The organism is Ochrobactrum sp. Marseille-Q0166, from assembly GCF_014397025.1.
Classification (GTDB): domain Bacteria; phylum Pseudomonadota; class Alphaproteobacteria; order Rhizobiales; family Rhizobiaceae; genus Brucella.
Genome location: NZ_JACJUO010000002.1, coordinates 1,218,298 through 1,241,216, shown reverse-complemented (window position 1 = coordinate 1,241,216; position 22,919 = coordinate 1,218,298). Strand labels below are relative to the sequence as shown.

The window sequence follows — 22,919 nt, the reverse complement described above, 5'->3', positions numbered from 1 at the left end:
ACTAAAACGGCGCATCCTTCAAAGCTTCCCGCATCCCTCGTCCACACCCTTCCCATGCGGCTTTCACCAGCATGCGCGCTTCCAGCTCGTCGCATTCCGCAAGGTCGGTTTTCTGTATCGAGTGCAAAAACTCCCCAACCGCCTCAACTCCGGTATCAAGCGCGCGAAGTTCGTACGGATCTAGCCTGCGGCGTGTGCGGATATGCTCGGCAATGTCAGCGCATTCCTTGCATAGCCAGCGGATCGGTTCTTTGTTTTCCTGCACACCGAGACCTACGGAGTGACGGAAGCAGACGTGGCAGATGTCGTCAGGCTGCATTTGCAGCCCCGACGTTGTCGTTATCTCCAAAGAGGCTTTGGCACCTCGCCAACAGCTGCGGCGTCGCCTAGATTTTTCACGGCCTGTTTGAAGTAGTTTGGATTTAATTCTGTTCCGATAAAGCGGCGGTTATTTTGCAGAGAAACGTATCCTTCAGATCCAATTCCCATAAACGGCGAGAAAACGGTGTCGCCTGCATTTGACCACATACGCAATTCGCGCTTTGTGATGTTTAGAGGCATGGGGCAAAGGTGCTTTTCGTCCTTGTCCGATCTGGCAACCTTAACATTCAGAACATCAGTCTCGGGCAAATCCTGCTTGCTAAAGTTCCATACTGGCGATGCATGATCCTGCCAGTCCGTCACTGGAAAACTCTCCTTAGTGTGGGTTACTGGTTTAACTTCTTCGCCATCTTTCGCCCACTTCCGAAAAACGAGCAGGTACTCAGGCATACCCATGCGACTAAACGTGCTGTCAGCTCTAAGTGTTTTCCAAAGAAGCCCATGAGCTTTTGTTTTTTGCATTTCCCGCACTGGATCGCGCCAGATTGTGATCCGCGAATGAAAATCCCAACCTTCCTCAATGTGAAGGCGAGTGCAGTCATCCGAAAACGGGCGCAGTCCTGCTGTGCCACGTTCACTGCTATTCTGGTAATATACTAGGTCTTTGACGTGGATTGCAGTGAGGCGTCCCGGCCTAGTTACGCGGAATTTTTCGCGCACCAAGTAACGGTATTGCTCAAAGAACTCATCGTCCGTCGCGCAATTTCCCATGTCTGCAACGCTCTCCGAATAAATGTAGAGCGAAGAGAAAGGCGGGGAGTAAACACTGAAATCTATAGACGCATCAGGCAGTCCCTGTGTGAATGGCACGCAATCTGCATTGTAAGCCGCCCATTTGTCACCGGCTGCTTGGTCTAGGACATAGGTCATACAGAAGCTCCCTTCACCCAATCGGGCAAGTTTACAGGCGTAGTTGGGTGATAGTTGATTTTGACTTGGCGTTTCTGATGGGCTCGACGCATCGCTGAGTACATCTCGCGCTTCATTTGCGTGATCGCCGCTTTTGCGATTGATTGTGTCCCATATCGCTCGTTCGGTATCTGCTAGCGCAATATGCACATAAACTGGTCGTTTCTGCCCAAATCTGTAGCAGCGACGCACGGCCTGGTAATATGCCTCGTAGCTGAACGACAGTCCGACAAATGCCATTCGAGCGCAGTGTTGCCAATTTAAGCCAAAACCAGCTATTGACGGCTTACTGACGATTACGCGGATATTTCCTTCGCTGAACCCAACCAATCGATCTTCTTTTACCTTGTCCGTCATCGATCCCCGAACCTCGACTGCATCAGGAATACGGCTTGTCAAAGCATCGGCTTCATAATCAGTGTCGCACCACACAACCCAAGGCTCGGAGCGCTCTGAATTGACCTGCTCCGCGATTGCCTCAGCTCGTGCGTTGGCAGTTAGGCGCTTTTCTTTATGAATGGCTGTTGCGCTAGTATCCGGAATGCGAAACAACATTTCTCCCGCGTCGACACTCAAGTCCGCCCTGATTTCGTGTCGAAATGTTTCCAAAGGTGGCAGTCCGAAACCATCGTCGGAATAACCGAGATCTGATGGCTTTGAAATGCATCTGGCCCAACTCGCAACCCAACTCCAATATGGTTTTACGGCGTGTCCCTTGAGACGATAGCGGCCCATATTCGTTTGATCGGCGATAAACCACCGAGTTAGCATCTCGTTGGAATTCATTACGCCCAAGAACTGCGAATGCTGGCCCAACTCCATGTGGTCATTCGGTGCCGGCGTTGCGGTGCATGCCAAACGAAATGGTGTGTCTTTCCACATCGCAATCATTTTACGGGTTGTCTGGCCGGTGAAATTCTTGATGACGCTGGACTCATCAAGCACCACACCTGCAAACTCGCTGGGGTCGAAATGATCTATTTTGGCGTAGTTAGTGACGTTGATACCCGGTCCAACATCGTCTTGCGAACGAACAACTCGCGCGTCTTCGTATCCGAATTTCTGCGCCTCACGAACGTGTTGCGGCGCAACTGCTAGCGGTGCCAGCATCAAAACGGGCTTTCCGATCTGCTCTGAAACTACTCTTGCCCATTCTAATGCGACAAAGCTTTTCCCAAGTCCTGTATCCAGGAACGCGGCACCCCCGCCTACACCGAGTAGAAACTCGGTCACGTCACGCTGATAGGCAAACATGCCTTCATGTAGTGACGGAATAGACGACAGGCCGCGCAGTGGTGCATCAGCGCTTTTACGCGCCAACAACTCTGCGTAAGACATATTCTCTCCTCGTGCTGTGGTAACCCGCCAGTTGGTGGCTGGCGGGGTGGTTGCTATAAGTGAACAGCGATTCTTCTTCGGCGTGGGGCCTCAATGGAAAAGTTGAAGTATTGGGCTATCGGCATTGCATCTACATGGGCCCTGCTGGCATTTGTTGCATGGCACTATGAGAGCACATGCGGAATGTTTCTGAGTGGCGCTTGTTTCAGTGCCTATTTTGAAGGCGCTAGATGGATACTTTTACTTAAGTGGGTTGAACCTTATCAAACATTGATTGGCGGGTCCTTAGCTCTAGGAGCTGGGGTCTTTGTGTTGGTAAGCGCTCGAGAACAAGTTAGAGCATCGGAGCAAACCGAAAACAAGCGACGCAAACAAGCAGCGATCATTAGCTGCGCAAATGTTTCCTCCGAGTTTTATGATCTGATATCTGATCTAAATAAGCACCAAAACCATACACGCCGCACTTACGGTGTTAATTACAACTCGACAACAAAAATGTTCAACCTGAAAGCTACTTCATCCGCCCAGCTTAGCGTAATCAACGTTGATCTCTCCAAAAAAGCGTATTATTACTATCGCGCGTCTCAGACACTACTTGTAAATAGTTCCTATTCATTGTTAGATTACAGTAAAGCGAAAGCCCATTGCTTAGTTTGGGCCTATCTTTTAAGGTATATCTCACAAAACCTATCTGACGACGCAACATTTCAGATCGATCAAAGCCACCCAATACCATTGAAGGAGCTAAAAGAAGAGGCAATTAGATCCGGCATTCTGTTACGATTGGTCTTGCGAGATTACCCATTTATCGAACAAAAAACTGACTCAACCTAGTTACCGCGCCACCCTTTCCTCACGCACATTGAAGCCTGGCACCTGCCGCATACCGGCGCGCACGGTTTCTTCGGCCATTGCCTGTACAACAGCTTTGAAACGCTCTGGCGCACGGCCGTATGCCCAATCAAGCGCAACGCCTTCGTCGACCAGATCGCAATGCCATACCGAACGAAGGCCAGTGCCAGTCGTTGCTGCCTTGTCTTCACGCTTCGCCCAACGGTCGGCCTGTTTCGCTTCTTTGACCAGTTCCTCTGCCTGCTCGCGTGCTTCCAGATTGCCCTTGCTTGCTTGCATAGCTTCATGCGCTTCACGAATGACGTGGTCAGCTTCTTCTCTTGCCCGCCGAGCAGCCGCTTCCTTTTCAGCAGCAACCTTATTGCGCCATGGAGTCAGTAGCCCTTGAAGCACTTCCTTGCCAAGCACGACCTTGCCTTTGCCTGATGTCTTAGTATTGCCGATCAGCTTGTTGTAACGCGCCTGGATTTCAGTTTTGGCGTCGTCGTGCGGCTTAGCCTCTTCTTTTCGAACTTCTTCGGCGCGCTTTCCAGCCTCATGCAACTTGTCATGGAGCTCGGTCACAGCGTCGGCGAGAGCCTGATTGTCGATGGCTTCGCCGTCCGCGAAGTTTTTCGCCTCGTCGAACAGTTCTTCGATTTCCTGCTTGATCTCTTCATATGCAGAGGTCGGCGGGTTGTTGTGGCCCATCCCTCTGGCGTTATACGGATCGTAAGTTTCTGCATTATTCATTTGATGCTCCTCGTGTGGTTGGTAATGCCGATGGTGCGGCACTATAATAAATGGTGTGTTAATGGGTGGTCGTGCAACGCATCATCGGCAAAATTTTAGAATTATCTTTGGAACCTTTTTAAGCCCTTCCGCATTTGTATACCGACATTAACGTCTAGATTTCATTAGGAGAATTCACATGCGTCGTATTCTGTTGGCTGCTGTCGCTACGGTTGCACTCGCTTCTTTTGCAAACGCTCAAACTGCGACGACAACCGAAACTGAAGTGTTCGTTAGTGCGAAGCCGACTGATGTGATCACTAACAACATCCTGAACCTGGACATCGTTAATTCTAAAGATGAAACCATCGGCAAAATCCAGGATTTGGTAATTTCTGATGGTGCGCTGACTGGGTATATCGTTTCAGTTGGCGGTTTCCTCGGCATTGGTGAGAAGTATGTTGTAGTGGCACCCCAGAACATTGAGATTCTTTATTCTGAGAATGACAAGAAGTGGTCAGCCAAGATGGACACGACCAAAGAAGATCTCGAAAAGGCCCCTGACTTTAAGTATGAAGGTCGTTGGGCGAAGTAATTCCTAACCAGTGATTACCAAAAGAGCGGTCTTCGGACCGCTCTTTTTAGAACGGTATTTCGTCGTCTAGCATCTCCGAAAGGCCTACCGACACATTGTCGTTCGCAGGCTCCGGAGCGTTGTCATTGTCTGCTTCAAGACTAAGGCCTGCCCGCACGTCTTTCACATTCCAATATTTACCATTCGGAACGACGCTTATTTCGTCGGTGGTAAGCAACTCGCGCTGACGCTCAAGCCATTCCATGACTGTCTTTGGAAACGGCCGCTGGCCTCCGTGCTGCGTCCACCATCGATGCGCCTTGGTTTGTGCGAAACCAGTATGCTGAGGGCAAAGCCATTCATTGATCTGCGTATAGCCAGCGATGTAGCTGCACTTGACCGACGGTGGCTTGTCGCCCTTACCTTCGTGGAAATGAAACGTCCGGCCGGTCACCTTGCGCCATTCTGCCTCGGCAGTGCTGACAATCGGAACGTCAGCGGCTTGTCGGGTTAGCTTCTCGTCCTCGTTAGGAGGGAAGTCATAGCCGCAGCATGGACACTTCATCAGCGAGATGTGCACCTTCTCACCGCAACCGACCGCCCCATTGCCGTCAGGTACGGTTGGGCAGATCTTGATTGGCGGCTCGCCAGTGCCAGCGCTTGGCGCTTTCGGCTCGACCATGTCGACAGGGCCATGCCGGTCGACGAGTTTCGCGAAGTCGAGTACCAGGCAATTCTTCTTTGGTCCTGCCGAGATAGCAGCAAGCCGCTCCTCAACCGTATCTAGTGGCGCACCTGCCTTGTAGAGCGGACGAGTGCCACGGCCGGCCATCTGTACGTACAAACTCAATGACAGGGTTGGGCGCATAAATGCAATTAAATCAACGCCCTTATGATTGAATCCTGTGGTAAGAACTGAGTTGTTCGTCACACACTGGATGCGGTACGCTTTGAAGTCCTCTAGTATGCGGCGGCGTTCTTCCTTCGGCGTATCGCCCGTTACGGCTTCACATGTAATGCCGCGTGATCTGAATACGTCGCGCACGTCCAGTGCAGCTTTTACGCCAGCACAGAAACAAAGCCAGGAGCGACGATCAGTGCCCTTTGCAATGATCTCAGAAACCACAGCATCATTGAGGTCGGTTCGGTTAATCGCTTCCTCTAGCGCGCGCTGCTTGTAGTCGCCCCCGAGCCTTCCTACGCCTTTGACGTCGTATTCTGTAGCGGTTGGCTTGCTCGTTAGCGGAGCAAGGAAGCCATCACGGATCCCGTCAGCAACGCCGTATGTGTAGACGATCTGGTCAAACAGGCGATCTGCGCCTTCATCTAATCGACCGCTATCCAACCGATAAGGCGTGGCAGTCAGTCCGAGGATTTTCATATCCGGATTAACCTCAAGCAGCGCGTCAATGAACTTGCGATACATCGTGTTGCTGTTGACCGGGATGAGGTGGCACTCGTCGACCATAAGCACGTCGACGTGACCGATTTGCTGCGCCTTATTATGAACAGTCTGAATGCCAGCAAACACGATCTGACTGCGAGCGTCACGACGGCCAAGGCCAGCTGAATAGATACCTGCAGGCGCGAATGGCCAGACGCCCAGCAATTCCAGATAATTCTGTTCGATCAGTTCCGCGACGTGCGTAACGACCATCACGCGCATATCAGGCCAGCCCTCGACAAGGCGCTGGATAAGTGACGCCATAACCAACGACTTGCCGCAGCCGGTCGCAAGATCAACAAGCGGATTACCTGCCTCCTCTTGCCAATAGTCGAAAACGGCGTCTATTGCTTCTGACTGGTAGTTTCGTAAGGTTAGCATGTTGGGGCGTTACCTTGTCTGATAAAGAGAAAGTAGAAAAAGAAAACGAGCAGTTTTCTTCATCGATTTTGTACGTGGCGACTGCGGTCTACGTCGGTGTTTGCGCGATGGTCTTCGGTGCGCTCTATGCAAAGCTGCCGACCTTTGGGGAAGCGTTCTTGGTGCTTATGAAGGACTACGGAACGATCCTTGCGGGCATCCCGGTTTTGGTTGCTGTCGTGGTTGCCAAGCAGCAGTTGGATGCAAATAGACGACAGCATGTGGCGACGGTAAAGCGTTCACTGAAAGAAGAACTAGATAATCTAGATAGACTCAGAGAGATTTATCGTTCTGTCGCTTTTGCTGAAAATTCCTGGTCTACCAAAATAGGTCGAATATCGAACTCGAACTATATTCAATATCCCAAAATATCAGAGGAAGAAGTTTATAAAATAACTCGTCAATTTCCCTTTGAACTACGTCAGAACGCTAGACTGGCTGCTATCTTTGCGAACAGAGTTAACAAACTAACAGAAGACGGAGACTACAAATCCGATGAATTTCTTAGCGAGAAATCTTTACTGACAAACGCATTGATATACTTTAATTCATCTATTGATCGCGAAGAAGACCGCCTCTCCCAATACTGGTCCTAACCCTTATAGCCATCCACCCAAACCTCTCCCGACTTCATCTTATAAGTGATCGTCTCGGCCTCCTTGTCGACGTCGATCTGTTCGCCATTCACCATGCCCGGTAGGTAGAGATGAGCTGGGCACCCGTCGCGCTGTTCGTCGATCGACAATGGCTTTGCCCATCGCGCGCATGAGATATGGCAATCTCCGCCGCTTTCAGGCTGAGCATGAAGGCAAGTTCGGCAGTTCACTCGCGGCTGTGCATCGTGATGACAGACGGCCTTGTGCTTGCAAAACATGCATCCGAAGAACTCCGGGTTTTCGCTAATTCTGCTCGATGGAGTGTCCGAAAATACGATGCGTTCGCAGCGCGCTACCAGCCGAAGGCAGAATTCCAGATCGTATTCGATGCGCTCTGAATAAAGGCTGTCGCTGTCCTTGCATGAGACAAGATAAAGGCACCGGCTCAAACCGAAGGCATGCATTCCAAGCTGGCACTGCGCATAGTGCAACGGCTTTGCTTTCTGACAGCCGCCCTTAACAATCAGCGCGAAGCCCTTGGCATTGCTTGATTTAAACTCTAACAGGTGTTCTGTCTTCGACGCCTCCGGCACATTCATTGCCTTGCCGTCGCACTTGCCGCGCACAAAGCCAGATACAAGCCGGATCTTGTCTTGCTGCCCGTATACGTCGACGCCGATGCGCTCGAGATCAGCAACGAGCCGATCTTCTTCGATATTACCCGTTTCAAACAAGCGCAGCTGGCGTCCGCTATGGACTTCGCGGGCCGAGGCCCACCTGAAACCGTACCAAAGCGCCCTGTCGCATTCCGTGCCAGCCTCGCCCACGCTGATGCCCCACGAGTCCCAGGATTTCGCCTGGGCCTCGTAAGCAGCATAGATCGCGCCGACGGTTGTCGATTGAGGTTTGGGGAGTGGGGCCACGGTCTAAACCCGCATCGGCATAATTACGCACCTATATCCCGGCTGACCGGCCGACGTGATCAGCGCAGGCGAGCCGGAGTCGGCCATCGACATCGTGATTTCATCCGCACCAAACGCCGCCATAAGGTCGGTGACATACTGACCATTGAAACCGATCGTCAGCGGCTCGCTGCTGAAGTTGACCTCCATTTCCTCAGTTGCATCGCCGCGATCTGGATTAGCGACATTCAGTGTCAGAGCATCCGAAGCAAATGAGAACCGAACGGCCTTACCGCGTTCGCTTGCGATAACCGACGTTCGGCCGACAGCTTCGCGTAGTGCTTTTGCCGATAGTGTAGCTACACGCTCCGATGGCTTTGGAATAACGCGCTCGTAATCCGGATATGTGCCGTCGACGAGTTTCGACACGATGACAGTCGAGCCGCTCTCGACCATCACCTTGTTTGACGACAGCGAAACTGACGCGACGCCGGTCGGCAGCAATGAGAGCAACTTGTTAGGCAGAATGACCGGAGCAAACGTGGCTTCCTGCTCAATGCGTGTCGATGCGAGACGATGCCCGTCTGTCGCCGTGGCAACGATATGGCCGTCCTTTGCTTCCAGAAAGACGCCGCAGAGGTAATACCGGGTTTCTTCGGTGCTGACAGCGAACTGCACTTCCTGCACGAGTGATGCCAGATCGACTTCGATTGTGGTGTCGAAGCTTCCGTGACTGAAGGAAGGGAAGTCAGCAGCTGGCAATGTATCTAGTTTGAAACGGCTCTTTCCAGATTTAACGACCAGATGATTGCCGTCGGCTTCCAAGTTAACGTCACTTGTGGCGCGCTTGGTAATATCCAGAAGTAGCTTACCTGCAACCGTGACAGTACCTTCCTGGCTGTCCAGAACCGGCAAGCTGGTGCTGATTTCCAGATCAAGATTAGTGCCGGTGATGCCCAGCTTTCCTTTGTCCACGGACAAAAGCACGTTGCCAAGAATTGGAGTTGTCGTTCTGGCCTCAACTGCCTTTGTCACGGTCGACAAGGCGTGCGCAAGCTGCGCTCGATCAAGCGTTACCCGCATGGGTTTCTCCTCGTGTTGGTGGTAGGCGCGGCTGGTGACCGCGCCGTGGTTGGTTTTAGGCTGCTAGAGGCCAGCCGTCTTCATCAAGCTCAGGCGGAACAAATTCGATGCCATTGAGATCGGCAAGTTGTTCAAGCAGCGCTTCTGCATTGCCCGGCATGTTATCGTTGGCCGGTTGCACCCAAGGTTCACTTTCGGCATCCTCAACAGTAAGTGCCTTGATGGCCGCCTCAATGGTGAAAGGTTTGTCCTCATTTCCGAGCACAACCTTGTCACCGTAAGCGCCACCGATCTGGTCCTTCAGGTCTTCCCAAGTTTCGATCTTCACGCCACGAACGACCAAGGCAACTTTCATGATGTCGCCTTTCCCGATGGTGTAGCCACGCTGTTGATATTTCAGGACGCGGGTAGCTGACGCTAGTGGATAGCGAGTGCCAGCATTGAATTTCAGAAAGCGCTGGCTGTTGTGCTTCAGAAAGTCAGGATGAAACGCAAATCCGGAATCTGGACTTTTGGCGCCTGCATCCAGATCCACCGCTCCCATGCAAACGGTAAAATCAAAGGCGTCAAAAATAGACTGGGCACTTGGGAAGAAGTCAAAATACATCAGCTGAGCAATATTGTTGCTCTGATCGGTGAAGGTCACGGCGCGCTTACTGGCAGCCACGCACCATAGGCCTTCCTCATACGCGTCATAAATAGCTCGCTCGAATGCGCGGCGAGATTTGAAATACAAATCGACGTCATTTATGTCAGTACCGGTAAATACGCTCGTTACTGCGCCGCCAGCAACAAACGCACCGTCGAAGCGTATTGGAAGCGCACCATCGATCTGTCTGCGCTCGGATTCGTATGCCATACAAAACTCCTCGTGTTCGGTTCGGTGGGCTACCGGCGCGAAAGCACCGGCAGCTTTTTGGTGCTTACTTAGACCAAGGACGGCTTCCCGCAGCTTTTGCAGGCTGCGATGGCTTGTTGTTGTTTGCCGCTGCAGGGCGGTTGTCATTGGCTGATCGCTGCGCTGCCGCCGCAGGCTGTTGAGCGTCAATGCTCGGCTCAGGCACGTTGTTTTCGTCAGGGAAGAAGTATTTCTTGATCTCGGCGCGCGCGGGATACTGCCCGTCCTTTGAAGGTTTGCCGAGGGCCACTCGCACCGTGAACGACTTAAAGAGCAGGTCGTCGGTGTCTTCTACCGAGGACATCTCGAGAGCGCGGCAAAGGCTGGCAAATTGCCTTTGACCAATTTCTTGCGCGGTCGGGTTTTTGTTCTCGATGTTGTAGTTGTTGAACAGCTTGCGTTCGGCGTATTCAGCGGGCTCGAGCACCTTCAACGTTGTTTTCAGGATAGTGCCGCTACCGGTCGAAGTCGGCACCACGTCGGCCGCCTCGATTTCCATCTTGTATGTGCCGTTCGGCAGCTCGGAATAGTCCGACTGCGTCGTGTCGTGTTGGGTGGCGTCAAACGCCGTTCCAAGTCTTGCCATTTGTTAGTTCCTCGTGTTGGTGGTGTGGTTAGTGCGCAGATTAAGACTTTGCGCGAAATACAGTGGGTCGGAGAAACCCACCGATGAATCCAAGCGCAGCGCCAATCTGCCAAAGCGACAAGTGACCAGCATTGACGCCCAAAGCGGTGAAGAATGCCTGCACAGTTTCAGTGAAGAAGAAACCGACCACCCATCCCGAAAACGCGCCAAATAGAACGCCGATCAGCGGTGCAAAGAAAAGGATGGCGGCAACCGTAACCAGTCCTGCTAGTGCTTTTTCCATTATGCGGGTTCCTCTTGTTTAGTAACGGACGCAAAAAGGCTGGGAACAGATAGTTTGTCGCGAGCGTACTCACGTGCTTTTTCTTGTGCCGCTATGCGCTCGTTGAAGTCCTGTTGAATTTCTTCGCACAATTGAGCTAAACCAGACGCAAAATTGCTTGTATTTCGACGCCAAGTTCGATCTTTTCCGCGGTAAACAATCCCGTGAGGGCCTACAAAATGATACTTGGTTGAAGTCAGAATGCTTTCTGAATCGGGTTTCAATGCACCAGAAAGAAGCGCTCGGATTGCCATCTGATGGACAGGTTCTCCAAACTTTAGCTGCATAGGATTTGGACTGAACCACCCCATCACGCAGCCTCCTGCAGCGTGACCGGCCAGTATTTCGCCAGCTCGGTGAAGCCCTGCCCTTTGCGGTATGGAACGGCGTCGGGCATTGAATACCGGTTCTTGGCGTTGAAGCCTGCGCCTTCATTCAGATGGATCTGGCGCTCTTTGCCGCCCTCGGCATGGGCGACCTTTGTCTGGCGCGCGACTTCCTTTTCCTTGATGGAAACACGGTAGTTCATGAACGCCACAACGTCAGACTTTTCGCGAACAAGTGCATTGGCGCGCTTATGCAGTTTCGGCTGGTACCTCGAATAAGGATCTGTCGTCGGGCTGTCGAAGCGCACAATCTCGGGATGGGCGAGGATGACCACATAAATGCCAGCTTGAGCGAGCGCCGACAGCGCTGACATAAGCTCGTTCCATTCGGTGTCGGCTTCCACGTAGCCTTTACCGAATCCAGCCTCCTCAATACTATTGATACCAAGGCGGGCACATGTAGCAGCCCAGACAAGCGGTTCGAGGCCGTCGGCACTGTCAATAATGACGGTGCGCCGATCATGCTCGACGGTCAACAGCTCGCCGATAATGTTGAGCAAGTCGTCGAAGCTTTCAATCGTGCCTGGCGTTGCCATTTCGATATCAGACGGCGGACGCTCGCCTTCTGTGGCCAAATAGATCGGGTCTGGAAACTCAGCGGCAAGGCTGGTCTTGCCGATACCGTCGACTCCATACAAAAGCATGACTGGCGGGTCGTTTCTCTTAGTAGATTTGAGGCTTGATAGGCTGATAGCCATAAGTGACTCCTCGTGTGTTCTGGTCGGTAGTGGTGTTGGCGGGACAAACCCCGCCAAGTTTGCTTATTGAAGCTGAAGCATTGGAACGGAGCCACTTGGCAACATCGTGGTCGGAAGCTGGCCGTTCCACTTCTCGGCTTGTGTCAGTGCCACAAGGCCGGGATTCTCGCGAAGTGCGTCGCCGCGCGCCTTAATAGATGCCGCTTCTGCGTCACCCTTGATCCTTATTGCCTCGGCTTCTGCTTCTGCCTGCGCGCGCACAGCGTCAGCATTCGCCTTTGCTTGGGTTACCGTTATTTCAGCCTGCACTTTTTCGCGTTCAGCATTTTGACGAAGTTTTTGCACTTCAACTTCTGCAAGCATGCGTTGCTCGATGCTAGCTTCGTATGCGTCGGAGAAGTCGATATTCTCAATCTGTACGCTGTCGATGATGACCGGGCCTTTCACGGAGTTCTGAATGGCTGATGCCACTTCAAGATTTAGGCGTGAACGATCCTGAATCGCTGCAACGGCTGTGAATTGACCGAATACGGTCTTTAAGTCTTCATTCACCCGCCGATCTACAAGACGAGACAAGAGGCCTTCTTCACCGCCGTAGACACTATAGACTTCTGTGACTTGATCGGCAGGGATTCGATAATTGACTGAAAGAGATAAGACCGCTGATTGCTGATCCTTCGAATAGGCTGGAACTTCTGTGTAAAGCTGCGCACGCGACTGCACGGAGACCTTCACCACTTCCTCAATCCATGGCAATTTAAAGCCTAGCCCCGGCTGAGCAGTCCCTACGAGGGCTCCGTTACGAAGCAGAACGCCACGCTCACCTTGGTCGATGGTGTACCATGAGCTGAATGCCACTGTTAGCGCTAAGACGAAAGCAAAAAGCCCTATAATAGGTGCGAAATTGCGCATCATTTACTCCTCATTTTTTCGGATGATTGTTTTATTGACGATCTGGACGATGCCGACTGCGATGATGCCGGATAGTACAATGCCGCCGATTAGGGCAAGAGCGCTCATAGGAATTTCAATCCTATAACGATAGTTAGTAAAAGCAGTGATCCTATCAGCCAGATTGGAGCGGACATGGATAAAGTGGGGAACCAAGGATAGGTCATTGGCCACCCCACAAATAAAGCAAGCCGTAGAACGGCAGAACTGCATTCCAGAAGATGAGACCTGCCACGATCAGCAAGAATCCAAGGGTAAAGCCCGTCAGAGCTAGAGAGCGCGCAATCTTACCGGTGCCATTGCCGGCTGACGTGACAGCGTTCACAACAACACCCACGAGTAAAAGCCGATGGCCAGCGCTAAAGCTGCGACAACCGCCAGCCCCATGACGAAGCGATCACCAATGCCCAGAGTAGTCTCGCTGGACAAGATGCGGTCGTCTTCGACGACGTAGTCTTTGAAGGGGCTCATAGGCTTGCCTCCGTCTCGTCTATGTACTTACGAGCACCGTCGAAAGACAATCGTTTTGATATTTTCACACTTGCAAGACAGAGCATTCCGATAATCGCACCCACCCATTGCAGTGCTACACTCTGCAGTAGGATTCCGATGCCAATTAGCCCGAGAAACAACGCGAACGTACTGGCATCACGCAGCCAAGATTGCAGTACAGTTTCATGAAGGATTATGATTTGTGGCCGATCCTTGGAAGTTGAGCTTGTCATCACGCTACTCCCCTCGTCTTTGTCGTTTTGGTCAGTTTTACTTTCTTGGTGAAATCGACCGGAATGACATTGTCTTCTTCAGTTCCTACCTCAGAGCCACCACCGCCGTCGCCATCATTAGCGGGTGGTTCAACTTCGAAACGCGAAACTTCGATCGTCCCAAGGCCGGTGCCTGGTATCCAGAACCGCACTGTGAGGAACATGCAGCCGTCTCGATCTCCGATAATGATGCCCTTCCAGCCTGTCAGCTTGTGGGTCACAATTGAGCCGGGTAGGTCCCAGCATTCGCCGCATTCGCAAGTCACGCTGCACCCCGCTTCGTTCTGCTGAAGGACACAGGAGCGTTCGAAACGTACCGACCGTCTTTAAGGACGGCGGTGTCGCGGGCATGCAGCTTCTGCGCGGCTGTGCGATAAGGCTTGCGGTTCGTCGTATCCCGCTCACCAGTCCGCGTGAATTTGGTTTGGTAAGCCTTGTGTGGCTCACGCAAGTTGTGAGATTTCATTGATATTCCTCCTCTCAGGAGGTTGATCTGTGGCCGGTGCAGAGCAGCACCGCCGTCGTGCCTTAAAGGCTAGTGGACTGTGGCGCCATTCAATGCAGCAGATCCGATAAACGGGCCGTCCAGAACTGTAATACGCGGCATCGCGATAAAGACATCGCGACACGTAGATGAGCATGAGCCTCGGTTGGTGCGTCGTTTGACAACAACGCCTGCGCTCGGCTCAGGAGGCTTAGACTGCTGTGCGCGTTCAGCCAGTAGTGACCAGACGTGCCCTTTGGTTAAGCCCATGATTGATGCAATCTTGCTGTATGCTTTTCCTGCATTACGGTGGCTTCGCGCCTCCGCCTGCAAGACAGGTCTGCCTTGTAGCTGTGGTTGATTCATAGCTCCTCGTGTTGGTTAGTATTGACAAATGGCATTGGTGAAGCCATCTGTCTTGTCGGCTGGGGTGGTACCCGGCAAGGAACGTCAGACTTTGGAAGCGGCGAAAGCCCTCCTCGTGTGGTCTGGCTATTACGAGGCGGAGCGAGCAGCGGGTGGTGCCGGCTCTTAAACTCCGCCTTTAAAGTTTTCAGCATTCGGGAACGCCGAAACCGCCACTGACCCTATTCAGGTCAGCAGCGCCCTATTGATCCTATGGCGGCACCTCAACGAGAGCCGGTTCGCTTCTTTTGGCGGAATTGGTCATTTGCTCTCTCCTCAGTTTCAATTGCGCTTCAGCGCGGTGTCTATCTATTGAGTGCCGATATCCTTGGGAGGATGTTCTCTGGCATCATGAGGTAGGCCCTCCTTCGAAATGTCCAGCGTCTTATGCGCCGGTTGATGAAACCTATATATGACAGATTCGCATACTTGTCAACACGTGGTGACATTTTCGCACGTTACATTTTCACAACAATATGCGAAAAGCGCATCATGGATAAAGATTTCGCGCAGCGCCTTCGTTCGGCGCGTGAACTTAAAGGAATGAGTCAGGCTGACCTTGCCGCTCTAATTGGGCGCGACAAGTCGTCGATCAGCCTTCTGGAAGGCGGGAAGCGCGGCGCAAGCGTCGACTTTGTCGCCCGCTTGGCTCGTGCGCTGGATCTTAATGAGGATTGGCTTGCTTTTGGTAACGGCGAGATGGCCGCCACATCAGCTAAACCAATATCTGACACCTTCAAACCGACTCTTATCCCCGGCGATCAGCTCGTAAGCCAAGAACGTGGCTTGCCCGTTTATGCTGCGGCGAAGGGCGGCGATGGACACGTCATCATCACCTTTGATCCAATCAGCTATATGAAAATGCCTGCAGTACTGCAGGGTGTTAAGGGTGGCTACGGCCTTCTATTGTCCGGGGAATCAATGGTTCCTGCCTATCGCCCCGGCGAAACCGCACTCGTAAACCCGAATTTGCCGCCAGTTCGTGATGAAGACGTAATTCTTTATCACACCAGTGCAATGGACGAGAACGAAGCGATCATCAAACGACTCGTCGGCTTTAATGATCGCGAATGGATGTTAGAGCAGTACAACCCGCACAAGGAATTCAAGGAATTTCGAGCTGATTGGCCTGTCTGCCATCGCGTTGTCGGGAAATACAACACTCGTTAAAAACTAGCCACTAGCTACAGCTTCAAGCGCGCTATCAGGTATACGCCCGATAGCAGCGATGATCTGCGTCTCATTATTCCATCTGTATAAAGCAAGGACGGCAGGCTTTTCGCAAGCTAAGCGATGAGCCAGCCTCAGCGCGTGATCTTCTGTATCTACTTGGATAGGAGCATCGGGAATTACCCCCCACCTGCCCTGAGAGAACCCTAGCACAATAAACAACGGAAACATGACACCTCATACACGCTATTCCTAATTTAGGATTTCATCATATCACGAACATTTCAAGAACATTATTCACACTTGGTTAACTCTGCGGATTCTGATGATGTGTTTTTGTCATCATCAATGTTGACATATGATGACGGATAGACATATAAAGGTGACACAACAGCACGAAGACAGCCTCACCAGCTTGATCTGCTGAACCAACCCACACGAGGAGTACCAATTATGACTACAGTTTCACCGAGAAGAAGAAGATCGCCAGCGCCTCGCAAGAACGAAGTAATCGGCGGCGGGTTCTTTGTTTTTCGCCGCGGCAAGAAAACGGGACGCGTAGCTCCCGGCTCTAACATGCCGTATGAACACGGATCTTTCGAGCAAGCCTTGGCTGAGGCGACGCGCCTCGCCAAGCTATTTCCAGGCGAAGTTTACGAAGTTTTCCAGACCAGCGGTGCAACAGCTGGTCCTATTGAAGAAGTGTCCAGCAAAGAATCCGCTTTGGTGCTGGAGGCTGCTTAATATGTCCACCCCGTCCATTGATCTGCAGGACGCACCTCTGCCAAGAGGACAACGCGCCATCGTGGAAGCACTTGCTTCCGTTCATCCCCGCCGTATGTACATCAACGATCTGGTTGACAATGTTTACCAGCTTGACCCAAACGGCGGGCCTGAGAACGCGCATCATACTGTTCTGATCCAAATTCACTATCTCCGCAAGATTCTACCCGCTTACGGCTGGACGATTCCAAAGCGTCAGCGGGGTGTTGAGCCAAACGGCTACTATCGCCTTGCACCGGTAGCGAACGACAATGTGCAGCAGGAAAGGAGCGCAGCATGAACCGCGCCCTACTGGAAATGCTCGCCGATATGGAACCAGACCTGCAGACCGACGTGCATCGTGCAGGCAATGATGAGCCGATGCGGCGCCCGGATCACCGCGCAAAGAAGCATGCCCGCCCAATGCCTTGGATACGGTACGCAGCGCGTGAAGCTGTTGAAATGACGGTTATCATTGGATTTTGCGTTGTTGTGGGCGTCGGCGCGATGGGTCTCGTCGTCACTTGATTTACCGCGAAAGATAGCGACGGGGCGCTGCGCCCCAGGATTTCCCAACCATCGACGATCCGAGCGTTTTCACGCCACGGGTCGTCACGCTTACCAAAACCACACGAGGAGCACTTATTCATGTCTAACAGACACACGCACATCCTTACCGCCGACGAGTTCATTGCTCAGGGCACCACAGTAGCAGCAATCCTTTCGATTGCCCGTTGGTACCGCGTGAGCGACCCGGCAACCGCCGCAACAATCAAAGACATCTCATATGATGTATCGCGCAAAACGGGCGAGAAGATCCGTATGCGCCGCGTGCGCCCAGCCAACGACAATCGCCGTCCTTTCAAGCGGAGGGCGGCGTGATGGCCTACCTGAAAGACATTGAACAGGCGGTCTACGAGGCCGATAGCGCACCTAATTGCACCCCGACCATACCAGAAGCAGCAGTGCAGAACGCGCTAGACGCGTTTGAAAAGACCGCAACAACACGTGATGGCGTCATCGCTGCCCTCACCGCCGCTCTCCCCTTTCTCACTGGCGTTACGGTCAAGAAGCTGGAGTGGACGGAAGAAACATATTCAGTTGAAGATAGTGAGGTAATCGGCTGGACAGCCGACACCAAGTTCGCGACGTACTATCATATCAAAATTAAAAGTGACGGCTTCCGGGTTTATACTGACGGAACAATGATTGGTGTTTTCTCGTCCGAAGAAGCCGCCAAAGCCGCAGCACAGGCCTACTATGCAGCTCGCATCTTGTCCGCAGTGGAAGCAACGGAGACGATTGAAACCTATTATGCACGTCAAATCGAATGGTCAAAGAAGACCTTTGGCCCTGCGCTGCGTACTCTTGGTATTCTCGAACATATCCGCAAGGAGTTGAAAGAGATTGAAGCCGAACCTCACGACCTGTCCGAATGGATTGATGTTGTCATTCTGGCAATGGATGGCTTCTGGCGACATGGTGGCAGCGTCAACGATCTAATGCCGCTCCTTCTTGCCAAGCAGACAAAGAACATGGCCCGTGATTGGCCTGACTGGCGCACTATGTCGGAAAACAGTGCCATTGAGCATGACCGATCCAAGGATGATGAACCATCGCCGCGTGTGCAGGCGTTGGAGGAAGGCGACTTAGCTGATCTTCGCAACCTCATTAATTACGCGAAGAAAATCGGACACAAAAGCTTTCCATCGATGTCGATCTTTGACGATTTTGTTCTATCGGTGGAGGGCGCAGAAAAGATTTTCCACACCCTCTCTCAAGGCACAAGCTCAGAGCGTGCGCAGGCGTTGGAGGATACTGGAAACCCTGTAAATTACGATCATGCAGAGGCCATGCAGGTACTGGCAAAGTGCGCTTGCAAGGTTTGCGGCGGAACTGGTGAACGCAATGACGCTGACTGTGGCGATATGTATTTAAACACATGGGTTTGTGATGGATGTGACGGGCAAGGATGGGACCGGCAGGCTTATTTTGAAGCTTTCCCAGAAATCCGCGCCCTGTCTCACCCTGTATCTCCTGACATGGGCGTAGAACGGCCTGTAGAGGGTGGGTGCAGTAACCTTGAACATTTTTGGCGTCCAATTTCAGAAGCCGATAAATCCATAACATTCAATCAAGATTTTGATCTTGGTGACGGCGAGAAAATGACCGTTCGGAGCTCGGATGATTATTGGGTTCGCGATGATGACGGTCGCGTCTATCAGGCCACGTGGACCGATCACAAGGGCGGCTATTGGTGGGACATTGAAGGCGAAAGCCCTGTCGATCCGGTCGAATTTATGCCACACCCGCTTTCCCGACATAAAGCACCGGGGGGGGCGGTATGAGAAAGCTCACCACAGCACGATTACACGCCGCTTGTCGGCTTGCGCAGAAACACACCAAGACTAATCTCGAAATTAACCGACTTTTCGAGCAACGTTATGGCACGAGCTATAGCGAAATAGACGAGGACTGGATAATTGACAGCCTCGACTACGGCACGGGCAAGCTGCTCTCTTTGAAAGAGTGCGACAAGCTTATGGCTGAAAACGGATATCCGCCGCTCACCCACCCTAATGGAGGCAGTGATGCAGACGCTTAAGCCTTGCCCGTTTTGTGGGGGAACTAATGTTGACGTATCAAATACGTGGACACCGTCCTTTTGGGTGGAGTGCGACGATTGCAGCGCTCAGGTTCACGGTGAAAGCTTTCAAGGCCCGGAACGTAAAGATCGCTTTTCCTATTCCAAGAGCCCAATCAATTCGTTCGAAGCAACATTCGAGCAATTGCATCCAGAATACCAGTCTGCCGCCAAGTCAGCAATTGACGCTTGGAACACCCGCCCCGGCGCGCCTGTGGATGGGTTGGAGACGGTGGGGGCAACATACCTCGGGTATTTCTACTCCAAGGCTAATAGAGCCGTTTGGCCTGCTAAAGCCCATGAACTCGTCACCCGCTCGCAGGCCGTTGCCATCATTGCGGCGGAACGGGCAGCAATCCCAATATTGAAAGGCACTGCTTTTAAATCTGGAGATGGCTGGAAGGATACGACCAAGGAAGGCGAAGTCTGTTTCGTTTGGAACAAGATGCATCCAGCGCCTTATGAACCCGGCCAATATCCGCGTGTTGGCAAAGAACATTGGAGTGCCAGCGCTGAAAACTTCACCTTTGAATCAGCTTCACCGGACGAAGTTGTCACTTTGTTTTCCACTCTCATAGCCGACAAAGCGGCGCTGACTGCGCGGGTGAAGGAGTTGGAGGCTGAATTTTCTGCCCTTATGGGAAGCAACACCAATAATCTAACTGCGGCTGATCGTGCATACCTCATCGCTCATTTGTCTTGGGAGTTGGAACCTGTAGGCAAGCGCCCAAGCTGGAATATGCTTGCTATGGAGATCGTTCGACAGGGCAATAAACTGAAAGAAGTTGAAACCCTCGAAACCCAACTCGCGGCGGCGAAATCCGAAATCGCGAAAAACATTATCGAAAAGAAAGCATTTCTTGAGAACCGTGGATGGACTGTGGGAAAACGCAACCCTCAGCTCAATACTGACCATCCCGGTAAGTTCATGTGTGTCGAACCATTTGATGTATCGGAGTTGCCTACCAAAGATGGTGCAAATGGTCCGTGGTGTGTGGTTGGAGATGATCTGAACGTACTTGTGGCAGAAGCGTTCTGCTTCGTGACTGAGTTAGAGGCCAAGCCATGACCCTCATTGACAGACTATCCAAGCTGGAAGGGCCTGATAGGGAAGGCATGATCCGACAAGTTGTTTCTTATGGCTTCACCGAAAGTCAGGCAAAAATCATCGTAGACAACGATCTGCTCAATAAAGAACGCATCGCCATCTTGCGCGCAAAGGAGGCCAGCCGCCAAGCCCTGAAAGGCGGTGAGTGATGGGGCGATCTTTTAGTTTGGCCGATCACGAAGAGTGTGTTCGGAACACAGCAAAGCTTGTGGTCAGGTTCGGAGACGCCGCAATTCCTTTGTTGGAGCGTGCAGAAGCTGAACTTCTAGCCGCCCAAAGCCGAGAAGACGCCATTGCCCGTGCCCATGCAATACTCCGCGCAGCCTAGCTTTGCCATTTCAACTTGATAGACTCCAATAGTTCCCGTCGCCGCTTCATTTCGGCGCCATCGCCGTATTTAGGGCGTCCGAATTCATGTCCCATGAGGTCGGCTTGCATGCGATCGGATGCGCCCACGTTCTCAATTCGATCCTGAAAAGTATGCCGGAGCGAATATATTGTGTGCTTCGGTGACGGGAATAATTTTTTTGACCTCAAAAACTTATTGATAGCAGCTGACGCTGAATCTGATTTGTCAGCATATCGAGCAAACCCATCCGGCGCCTGTTGCATAGCCCAGAGTGCAACGCCTACCAAAGGAATACGGCGTACTGAATAGTCGGTCTTCTGTCGCCTGTCTTCGCGCTCAGCAACCTCTACATGAGGCACTTCATCATCCAAGCGAATGTCCTCGGGACGAAGATTGCACACCTCGCCCAAGCGCATACCTGTTTCAATCATTGTATATATAATGAGCCGTGCATCTTGATTGATGTCGTCAAGCGCACCGCGCTGCAGTAAGCGGTCCTGTACCCATTCGACCGAAAATGGCGGTCGCTTATCCAGTTTTGTCGCGTTGGTCTCTTTTAGGCGAATGCCCGCCCATGGTGCGCGAAAGTTGGTTTGAAGCGCATCGTCGATAACAGACAACATGCCTTTCATATCACTAAAGCTGCGGTTGGCGCTGTAAGCCTTAAGTTTCTCGGAAGCAATTTTATCTGTCCACCATTGGCGATATCGAAGCACGTCAGCGCGCGTAACTTCGCTTAACCGAATATCTTCGAGCAAGTCGCGAGCGTATTTAATCGCGCGTTCTCGAGATACCTTGTGTTTTGAAAGCTGGCCTTCAGATAGACCGGATAGTCCAGCCTGGTTGAATTTTTCATACATCTGCCAGACATTTGAGATGCGAGGGTTAGGGAAATCAACCAGACCAACAATTGCCTTCGCCGCAGACGGCTGCGTCTCTAAGACGTCTGCGGCGTGTTTCGCCCTCACAAAGAGCTCTTCATATGATCCTGATGCGATCTCCGACGCCGGTTTGTACGCAAAGCCCAGCGACTGTGCAGTTCGCACAGCAGCCTCGTAGCGCTCCCATTCCGGGCGATTGTCATTGCCTGATGACATTGCAGCCCAAAGACGCTCAATCGCGTCATGAACGCCCTGCGCCTTTTCCAGTGCCTCTTTATGATTCTTAGTTTTGAGGCTTACTTTTATGAAAGTGCGCTTGTCGTGATTCGACACTTCGATAGGCACGCGCCTATAGTAACGGTAAATTCCGCTCGGCTGTCGCTGCACATATTTCGTAATATCAACTGACAAGATCAACGCCCACAATGTAACCCAGAATGTAATCTAGATTGTAGCCGATTTGGATCGATAGTTATATTGGGATTTTTAAAAAGAGCGGTAAGTCTTTGATTAGCTTAACTTAAATTTTTTGAGAATTTGTAACCCAAAAAAGTAAGTGGCTCCCCGGGCCGGATTCGAACCAGCGACCAACCGGTTAACAGCCGGTTGCTCTACCACTGAGCTACCGGGGAAGAGGCGCTCGTTGTTTCAACGAGGTGGCGTATAGCAGGAGCTTTTCTGATTTGCCAAGCCCTATTTTAATTTTTTTCCAAATTTTTGCATTTCGTCCCCTTAAAGCTATATTCCGTAGGGGATATGCGGTTGAAGAATATCGAATTAGAACCTTGCGAAAGCCATACGTGACGAAAGAATACGAAAATAAAACGCGCAAACGCGCCATTTTGATTCTGGGAAAGCGAATCCCAATGCCTCAGTCCATTTTCATGAGACGAACAATTGGAGGTTCGCTTATTTTAGGTGGAGCCTTAGGGTTTCTGCCAGTATTAGGGTTTTGGATGCTCCCGTTAGGCTTGATAGTTCTCTCACATGACTCTCATCGAATACGTCGCTGCAGGCGAAAAAGTGAAGTTTTCATATGGCGTAAATGGTTGAAAAAGAAACAGAAAGCAGTTGAAAATTAAGGATTAATATTTTTTCCACAGTCCCTATTCCTAGTTCATCCCTTTTACTCGGGATGACGTCGGCATGATTTGACGAAATTTGCATATTCCTGCAGTTCAAACAGTGTAAAAATCTGGCCAGCGTTCTCTATTCATTTTCGACCGTTCCCTCACCTTTGCCAACTCAAGAAAGCCTCAAGCTTAGCCTTTTCAATGGCGTTAACATCTGGATATAGAGCG

General features: G+C 51.8%; 33 protein-coding genes and 1 tRNA gene. 14 read left to right on the top strand and 20 right to left on the bottom strand.

What is annotated here, in order from left to right; translation table 11 throughout:
• Position 1 precedes the first annotated feature (1 nt).
• Positions 2 to 319, bottom strand: coding sequence for a DUF6511 domain-containing protein (locus tag H5024_RS17070; protein ID WP_187548295.1), 318 nt, complete (start codon positions 317 to 319; stop codon positions 2 to 4).
• A 20-nt stretch (positions 320 to 339) separates the two neighbouring features.
• Positions 340 to 2,628, bottom strand: a complete 2,289-nt coding sequence (locus H5024_RS21335; protein ID WP_247875322.1) for a DNA methyltransferase — start codon at positions 2,626 to 2,628, stop codon at positions 340 to 342.
• 93 nt (positions 2,629 to 2,721) lie between these two features.
• Between H5024_RS21335 and H5024_RS17060 the strand changes: the two genes are divergently transcribed.
• Positions 2,722 to 3,462 carry a hypothetical protein gene (locus H5024_RS17060; RefSeq protein ID WP_187548294.1) on the top strand — a complete coding sequence of 247 codons (741 nt, stop codon included), beginning with the start codon at positions 2,722 to 2,724 and terminating at the stop codon, positions 3,460 to 3,462.
• On the opposite strand, the gene H5024_RS17055 is transcribed toward H5024_RS17060, so the two are convergent.
• Positions 3,463 to 4,212, bottom strand: coding sequence for a hypothetical protein (locus tag H5024_RS17055; RefSeq protein ID WP_247875321.1), 750 nt, complete (start codon positions 4,210 to 4,212; stop codon positions 3,463 to 3,465). It lies immediately after the preceding gene.
• A 178-nt stretch (positions 4,213 to 4,390) separates the two neighbouring features.
• On the opposite strand from H5024_RS17055, the gene H5024_RS17050 reads away from it, so the two are divergent.
• Complete coding sequence (locus H5024_RS17050) at positions 4,391 to 4,786, top strand: PRC-barrel domain-containing protein (RefSeq protein WP_187548293.1); 396 nt, start codon at positions 4,391 to 4,393, stop codon at positions 4,784 to 4,786.
• A gap of 46 nt (positions 4,787 to 4,832) precedes the next feature.
• Here the strand turns inward: H5024_RS17050 and H5024_RS17045 are convergent, their stop codons facing one another.
• Positions 4,833 to 6,590: a DEAD/DEAH box helicase gene (locus tag H5024_RS17045; RefSeq protein ID WP_187548292.1), complete on the bottom strand. Its 1,758-nt coding sequence runs from the start codon at positions 6,588 to 6,590 to the stop codon at positions 4,833 to 4,835.
• 14 nt (positions 6,591 to 6,604) lie between these two features.
• Here H5024_RS17045 and H5024_RS17040 point away from each other — a divergent pair, with 14 nt between their 5' ends.
• Positions 6,605 to 7,225, top strand: coding sequence for a hypothetical protein (locus tag H5024_RS17040; protein ID WP_187548291.1), 621 nt, complete (start codon positions 6,605 to 6,607; stop codon positions 7,223 to 7,225).
• On the opposite strand, the gene H5024_RS17035 is transcribed toward H5024_RS17040, so the two are convergent.
• From H5024_RS17035 to H5024_RS16970, 14 genes are all read right to left on the bottom strand, one after another.
• Positions 7,222 to 8,148, bottom strand: coding sequence for an oxidoreductase (locus H5024_RS17035; RefSeq protein ID WP_187548290.1), 927 nt, complete (start codon positions 8,146 to 8,148; stop codon positions 7,222 to 7,224). The genes H5024_RS17040 and H5024_RS17035 overlap by 4 nt on opposite strands.
• A 3-nt stretch (positions 8,149 to 8,151) precedes the next feature.
• Positions 8,152 to 9,210, bottom strand: coding sequence for a DNA polymerase III subunit beta (dnaN, locus tag H5024_RS17030; RefSeq protein ID WP_187548289.1), 1,059 nt, complete (start codon positions 9,208 to 9,210; stop codon positions 8,152 to 8,154).
• Positions 9,211 to 9,265: 55 nt separating this feature from the next.
• Positions 9,266 to 10,216, bottom strand: coding sequence for a hypothetical protein (locus tag H5024_RS17025; RefSeq protein WP_187548288.1), 951 nt, complete (start codon positions 10,214 to 10,216; stop codon positions 9,266 to 9,268).
• On the bottom strand, positions 10,134 to 10,694 hold the full coding sequence (locus H5024_RS17020) for a DUF669 domain-containing protein (protein WP_187548287.1): 561 nt from the start codon (positions 10,692 to 10,694) through the stop codon (positions 10,134 to 10,136). Before H5024_RS17020 ends, H5024_RS17025 begins: the two co-directional genes overlap by 83 nt.
• 40 nt (positions 10,695 to 10,734) lie before the next feature.
• A complete protein-coding gene (locus tag H5024_RS17015) occupies positions 10,735 to 10,977 on the bottom strand; it encodes a hypothetical protein (protein ID WP_134152525.1) in 243 nt (80 codons plus the stop codon).
• Positions 10,977 to 11,327, bottom strand: coding sequence for a hypothetical protein (locus H5024_RS17010; protein ID WP_187548286.1), 351 nt, complete (start codon positions 11,325 to 11,327; stop codon positions 10,977 to 10,979). The genes H5024_RS17015 and H5024_RS17010 overlap by 1 nt, the downstream gene beginning before the upstream one ends.
• Positions 11,327 to 12,100 carry an ATP-binding protein gene (locus tag H5024_RS17005; RefSeq protein ID WP_187548285.1) on the bottom strand — a complete coding sequence of 258 codons (774 nt, stop codon included), beginning with the start codon at positions 12,098 to 12,100 and terminating at the stop codon, positions 11,327 to 11,329. The genes H5024_RS17010 and H5024_RS17005 overlap by 1 nt, the downstream gene beginning before the upstream one ends.
• 63 nt (positions 12,101 to 12,163) lie before the next feature.
• Positions 12,164 to 13,012, bottom strand: a complete 849-nt coding sequence (locus H5024_RS17000) for a prohibitin family protein (RefSeq protein ID WP_187548678.1) — start codon at positions 13,010 to 13,012, stop codon at positions 12,164 to 12,166.
• Between the two features lie 202 nt (positions 13,013 to 13,214).
• Positions 13,215 to 13,376: a hypothetical protein gene (locus H5024_RS16995; RefSeq protein WP_187548284.1), complete on the bottom strand. Its 162-nt coding sequence runs from the start codon at positions 13,374 to 13,376 to the stop codon at positions 13,215 to 13,217.
• Entirely contained in the window at positions 13,373 to 13,522 is a 150-nt protein-coding gene (locus H5024_RS16990; RefSeq protein ID WP_187548283.1) for a hypothetical protein, read from the bottom strand. Before H5024_RS16990 ends, H5024_RS16995 begins: the two co-directional genes overlap by 4 nt.
• Positions 13,519 to 13,776, bottom strand: a complete 258-nt coding sequence (locus tag H5024_RS16985) for a hypothetical protein (protein WP_187548282.1) — start codon at positions 13,774 to 13,776, stop codon at positions 13,519 to 13,521. Before H5024_RS16985 ends, H5024_RS16990 begins: the two co-directional genes overlap by 4 nt.
• Complete coding sequence (locus H5024_RS16980) at positions 13,776 to 14,081, bottom strand: hypothetical protein (RefSeq protein WP_187548281.1); 306 nt, start codon at positions 14,079 to 14,081, stop codon at positions 13,776 to 13,778. The genes H5024_RS16985 and H5024_RS16980 overlap by 1 nt, the downstream gene beginning before the upstream one ends.
• The gene (locus H5024_RS16975) at positions 14,078 to 14,281 is read right to left on the bottom strand and encodes a hypothetical protein (RefSeq protein ID WP_105534707.1); all 204 of its coding nucleotides are present in this window, start codon (positions 14,279 to 14,281) and stop codon (positions 14,078 to 14,080) included. Before H5024_RS16975 ends, H5024_RS16980 begins: the two co-directional genes overlap by 4 nt.
• 69 nt (positions 14,282 to 14,350) lie before the next feature.
• Positions 14,351 to 14,665 carry a hypothetical protein gene (locus H5024_RS16970; RefSeq protein WP_187548280.1) on the bottom strand — a complete coding sequence of 105 codons (315 nt, stop codon included), beginning with the start codon at positions 14,663 to 14,665 and terminating at the stop codon, positions 14,351 to 14,353.
• A gap of 28 nt (positions 14,666 to 14,693) precedes the next feature.
• On the opposite strand from H5024_RS16970, the gene H5024_RS16965 reads away from it, so the two are divergent.
• The 10 genes from H5024_RS16965 to H5024_RS16920 all read left to right on the top strand — a co-directional run bounded on the left by H5024_RS16965 (position 14,694) and on the right by H5024_RS16920 (position 20,537).
• The gene (locus H5024_RS16965) at positions 14,694 to 14,834 is read left to right on the top strand and encodes a hypothetical protein (RefSeq protein ID WP_187548279.1); all 141 of its coding nucleotides are present in this window, start codon (positions 14,694 to 14,696) and stop codon (positions 14,832 to 14,834) included.
• A gap of 362 nt (positions 14,835 to 15,196) precedes the next feature.
• A complete protein-coding gene (locus H5024_RS16960) occupies positions 15,197 to 15,874 on the top strand; it encodes a helix-turn-helix domain-containing protein (protein ID WP_247875320.1) in 678 nt (225 codons plus the stop codon).
• Positions 15,875 to 16,327: 453 nt separating this feature from the next.
• Positions 16,328 to 16,618 (top strand): hypothetical protein, encoded by a 291-nt coding sequence (locus H5024_RS16955; RefSeq protein WP_187548277.1) that lies wholly within the window; start codon positions 16,328 to 16,330, stop codon positions 16,616 to 16,618.
• Position 16,619: 1 nt separating this feature from the next.
• Positions 16,620 to 16,937 (top strand): hypothetical protein, encoded by a 318-nt coding sequence (locus H5024_RS16950; protein ID WP_187548276.1) that lies wholly within the window; start codon positions 16,620 to 16,622, stop codon positions 16,935 to 16,937.
• The gene (locus H5024_RS16945) at positions 16,934 to 17,164 is read left to right on the top strand and encodes a hypothetical protein (protein WP_187548275.1); all 231 of its coding nucleotides are present in this window, start codon (positions 16,934 to 16,936) and stop codon (positions 17,162 to 17,164) included. Before H5024_RS16950 ends, H5024_RS16945 begins: the two co-directional genes overlap by 4 nt.
• A 120-nt stretch (positions 17,165 to 17,284) precedes the next feature.
• Positions 17,285 to 17,518, top strand: coding sequence for a hypothetical protein (locus H5024_RS16940; protein ID WP_187548274.1), 234 nt, complete (start codon positions 17,285 to 17,287; stop codon positions 17,516 to 17,518).
• The gene (locus H5024_RS21190) at positions 17,518 to 18,984 is read left to right on the top strand and encodes a dATP/dGTP pyrophosphohydrolase domain-containing protein (protein WP_247875319.1); all 1,467 of its coding nucleotides are present in this window, start codon (positions 17,518 to 17,520) and stop codon (positions 18,982 to 18,984) included. The genes H5024_RS16940 and H5024_RS21190 overlap by 1 nt, the downstream gene beginning before the upstream one ends.
• Positions 18,981 to 19,241, top strand: coding sequence for a hypothetical protein (locus tag H5024_RS16930; RefSeq protein WP_187548273.1), 261 nt, complete (start codon positions 18,981 to 18,983; stop codon positions 19,239 to 19,241). The genes H5024_RS21190 and H5024_RS16930 overlap by 4 nt, the downstream gene beginning before the upstream one ends.
• Positions 19,228 to 20,349 (top strand): Lar family restriction alleviation protein, encoded by a 1,122-nt coding sequence (locus H5024_RS16925; RefSeq protein WP_187548272.1) that lies wholly within the window; start codon positions 19,228 to 19,230, stop codon positions 20,347 to 20,349. The genes H5024_RS16930 and H5024_RS16925 overlap by 14 nt, the downstream gene beginning before the upstream one ends.
• Positions 20,346 to 20,537 carry a hypothetical protein gene (locus tag H5024_RS16920; protein ID WP_187548271.1) on the top strand — a complete coding sequence of 64 codons (192 nt, stop codon included), beginning with the start codon at positions 20,346 to 20,348 and terminating at the stop codon, positions 20,535 to 20,537. Before H5024_RS16925 ends, H5024_RS16920 begins: the two co-directional genes overlap by 4 nt.
• Positions 20,538 to 20,712: 175 nt before the next feature.
• Here the strand turns inward: H5024_RS16920 and H5024_RS16915 are convergent, their stop codons facing one another.
• Both H5024_RS16915 and H5024_RS16910 read right to left on the bottom strand, forming a co-directional pair.
• Positions 20,713 to 22,029, bottom strand: coding sequence for a DUF6538 domain-containing protein (locus tag H5024_RS16915; RefSeq protein WP_348770709.1), 1,317 nt, complete (start codon positions 22,027 to 22,029; stop codon positions 20,713 to 20,715).
• A gap of 146 nt (positions 22,030 to 22,175) precedes the next feature.
• Positions 22,176 to 22,250 (bottom strand) — tRNA-Asn (locus H5024_RS16910).
• Positions 22,251 to 22,418: 168 nt separating this feature from the next.
• Between H5024_RS16910 and H5024_RS16905 the strand changes: the two genes are divergently transcribed.
• Positions 22,419 to 22,700 (top strand): hypothetical protein, encoded by a 282-nt coding sequence (locus H5024_RS16905; protein ID WP_187548676.1) that lies wholly within the window; start codon positions 22,419 to 22,421, stop codon positions 22,698 to 22,700.
• Positions 22,701 to 22,919 lie beyond the last annotated feature (219 nt).

Coding starts and splice junctions, on each gene's coding strand:
- H5024_RS17070 (WP_187548295.1), bottom strand. CDS start 319: ATGCAGCCTGACGACATCTGCCACGTCTGCTTCCGTCACTCCGTAGGT.
- H5024_RS16925 (WP_187548272.1), top strand. CDS start 19,228: ATGCAGACGCTTAAGCCTTGCCCGTTTTGTGGGGGAACTAATGTTGAC.
- H5024_RS17000 (WP_187548678.1), bottom strand. CDS start 13,012: ATGCGCAATTTCGCACCTATTATAGGGCTTTTTGCTTTCGTCTTAGCG.
- H5024_RS16970 (WP_187548280.1), bottom strand. CDS start 14,665: ATGAATCAACCACAGCTACAAGGCAGACCTGTCTTGCAGGCGGAGGCG.
- H5024_RS16920 (WP_187548271.1), top strand. CDS start 20,346: ATGACCCTCATTGACAGACTATCCAAGCTGGAAGGGCCTGATAGGGAA.
- H5024_RS16930 (WP_187548273.1), top strand. CDS start 18,981: ATGAGAAAGCTCACCACAGCACGATTACACGCCGCTTGTCGGCTTGCG.
- H5024_RS17055 (WP_247875321.1), bottom strand. CDS start 4,212: ATGAATAATGCAGAAACTTACGATCCGTATAACGCCAGAGGGATGGGC.
- H5024_RS16965 (WP_187548279.1), top strand. CDS start 14,694: ATGGCATTGGTGAAGCCATCTGTCTTGTCGGCTGGGGTGGTACCCGGC.
- H5024_RS16940 (WP_187548274.1), top strand. CDS start 17,285: ATGTCTAACAGACACACGCACATCCTTACCGCCGACGAGTTCATTGCT.
- H5024_RS16955 (WP_187548277.1), top strand. CDS start 16,328: ATGACTACAGTTTCACCGAGAAGAAGAAGATCGCCAGCGCCTCGCAAG.
- dnaN (WP_187548289.1), bottom strand. CDS start 9,210: ATGCGGGTAACGCTTGATCGAGCGCAGCTTGCGCACGCCTTGTCGACC.
- H5024_RS17020 (WP_187548287.1), bottom strand. CDS start 10,694: ATGGCAAGACTTGGAACGGCGTTTGACGCCACCCAACACGACACGACG.
- H5024_RS17005 (WP_187548285.1), bottom strand. CDS start 12,100: ATGGCTATCAGCCTATCAAGCCTCAAATCTACTAAGAGAAACGACCCG.
- H5024_RS16990 (WP_187548283.1), bottom strand. CDS start 13,522: ATGAGCCCCTTCAAAGACTACGTCGTCGAAGACGACCGCATCTTGTCC.
- H5024_RS16945 (WP_187548275.1), top strand. CDS start 16,934: ATGAACCGCGCCCTACTGGAAATGCTCGCCGATATGGAACCAGACCTG.
- H5024_RS16950 (WP_187548276.1), top strand. CDS start 16,620: ATGTCCACCCCGTCCATTGATCTGCAGGACGCACCTCTGCCAAGAGGA.
- H5024_RS16985 (WP_187548282.1), bottom strand. CDS start 13,776: ATGACAAGCTCAACTTCCAAGGATCGGCCACAAATCATAATCCTTCAT.
- H5024_RS21335 (WP_247875322.1), bottom strand. CDS start 2,628: ATGTCTTACGCAGAGTTGTTGGCGCGTAAAAGCGCTGATGCACCACTG.
- H5024_RS17045 (WP_187548292.1), bottom strand. CDS start 6,590: ATGCTAACCTTACGAAACTACCAGTCAGAAGCAATAGACGCCGTTTTC.
- H5024_RS17025 (WP_187548288.1), bottom strand. CDS start 10,216: ATGACAACCGCCCTGCAGCGGCAAACAACAACAAGCCATCGCAGCCTG.
- H5024_RS17050 (WP_187548293.1), top strand. CDS start 4,391: ATGCGTCGTATTCTGTTGGCTGCTGTCGCTACGGTTGCACTCGCTTCT.
- H5024_RS17010 (WP_187548286.1), bottom strand. CDS start 11,327: ATGGGGTGGTTCAGTCCAAATCCTATGCAGCTAAAGTTTGGAGAACCT.
- H5024_RS16975 (WP_105534707.1), bottom strand. CDS start 14,281: ATGAAATCTCACAACTTGCGTGAGCCACACAAGGCTTACCAAACCAAA.
- H5024_RS16960 (WP_247875320.1), top strand. CDS start 15,197: ATGGATAAAGATTTCGCGCAGCGCCTTCGTTCGGCGCGTGAACTTAAA.
- H5024_RS17060 (WP_187548294.1), top strand. CDS start 2,722: ATGGAAAAGTTGAAGTATTGGGCTATCGGCATTGCATCTACATGGGCC.
- H5024_RS17015 (WP_134152525.1), bottom strand. CDS start 10,977: ATGGAAAAAGCACTAGCAGGACTGGTTACGGTTGCCGCCATCCTTTTC.
- H5024_RS21190 (WP_247875319.1), top strand. CDS start 17,518: ATGGCCTACCTGAAAGACATTGAACAGGCGGTCTACGAGGCCGATAGC.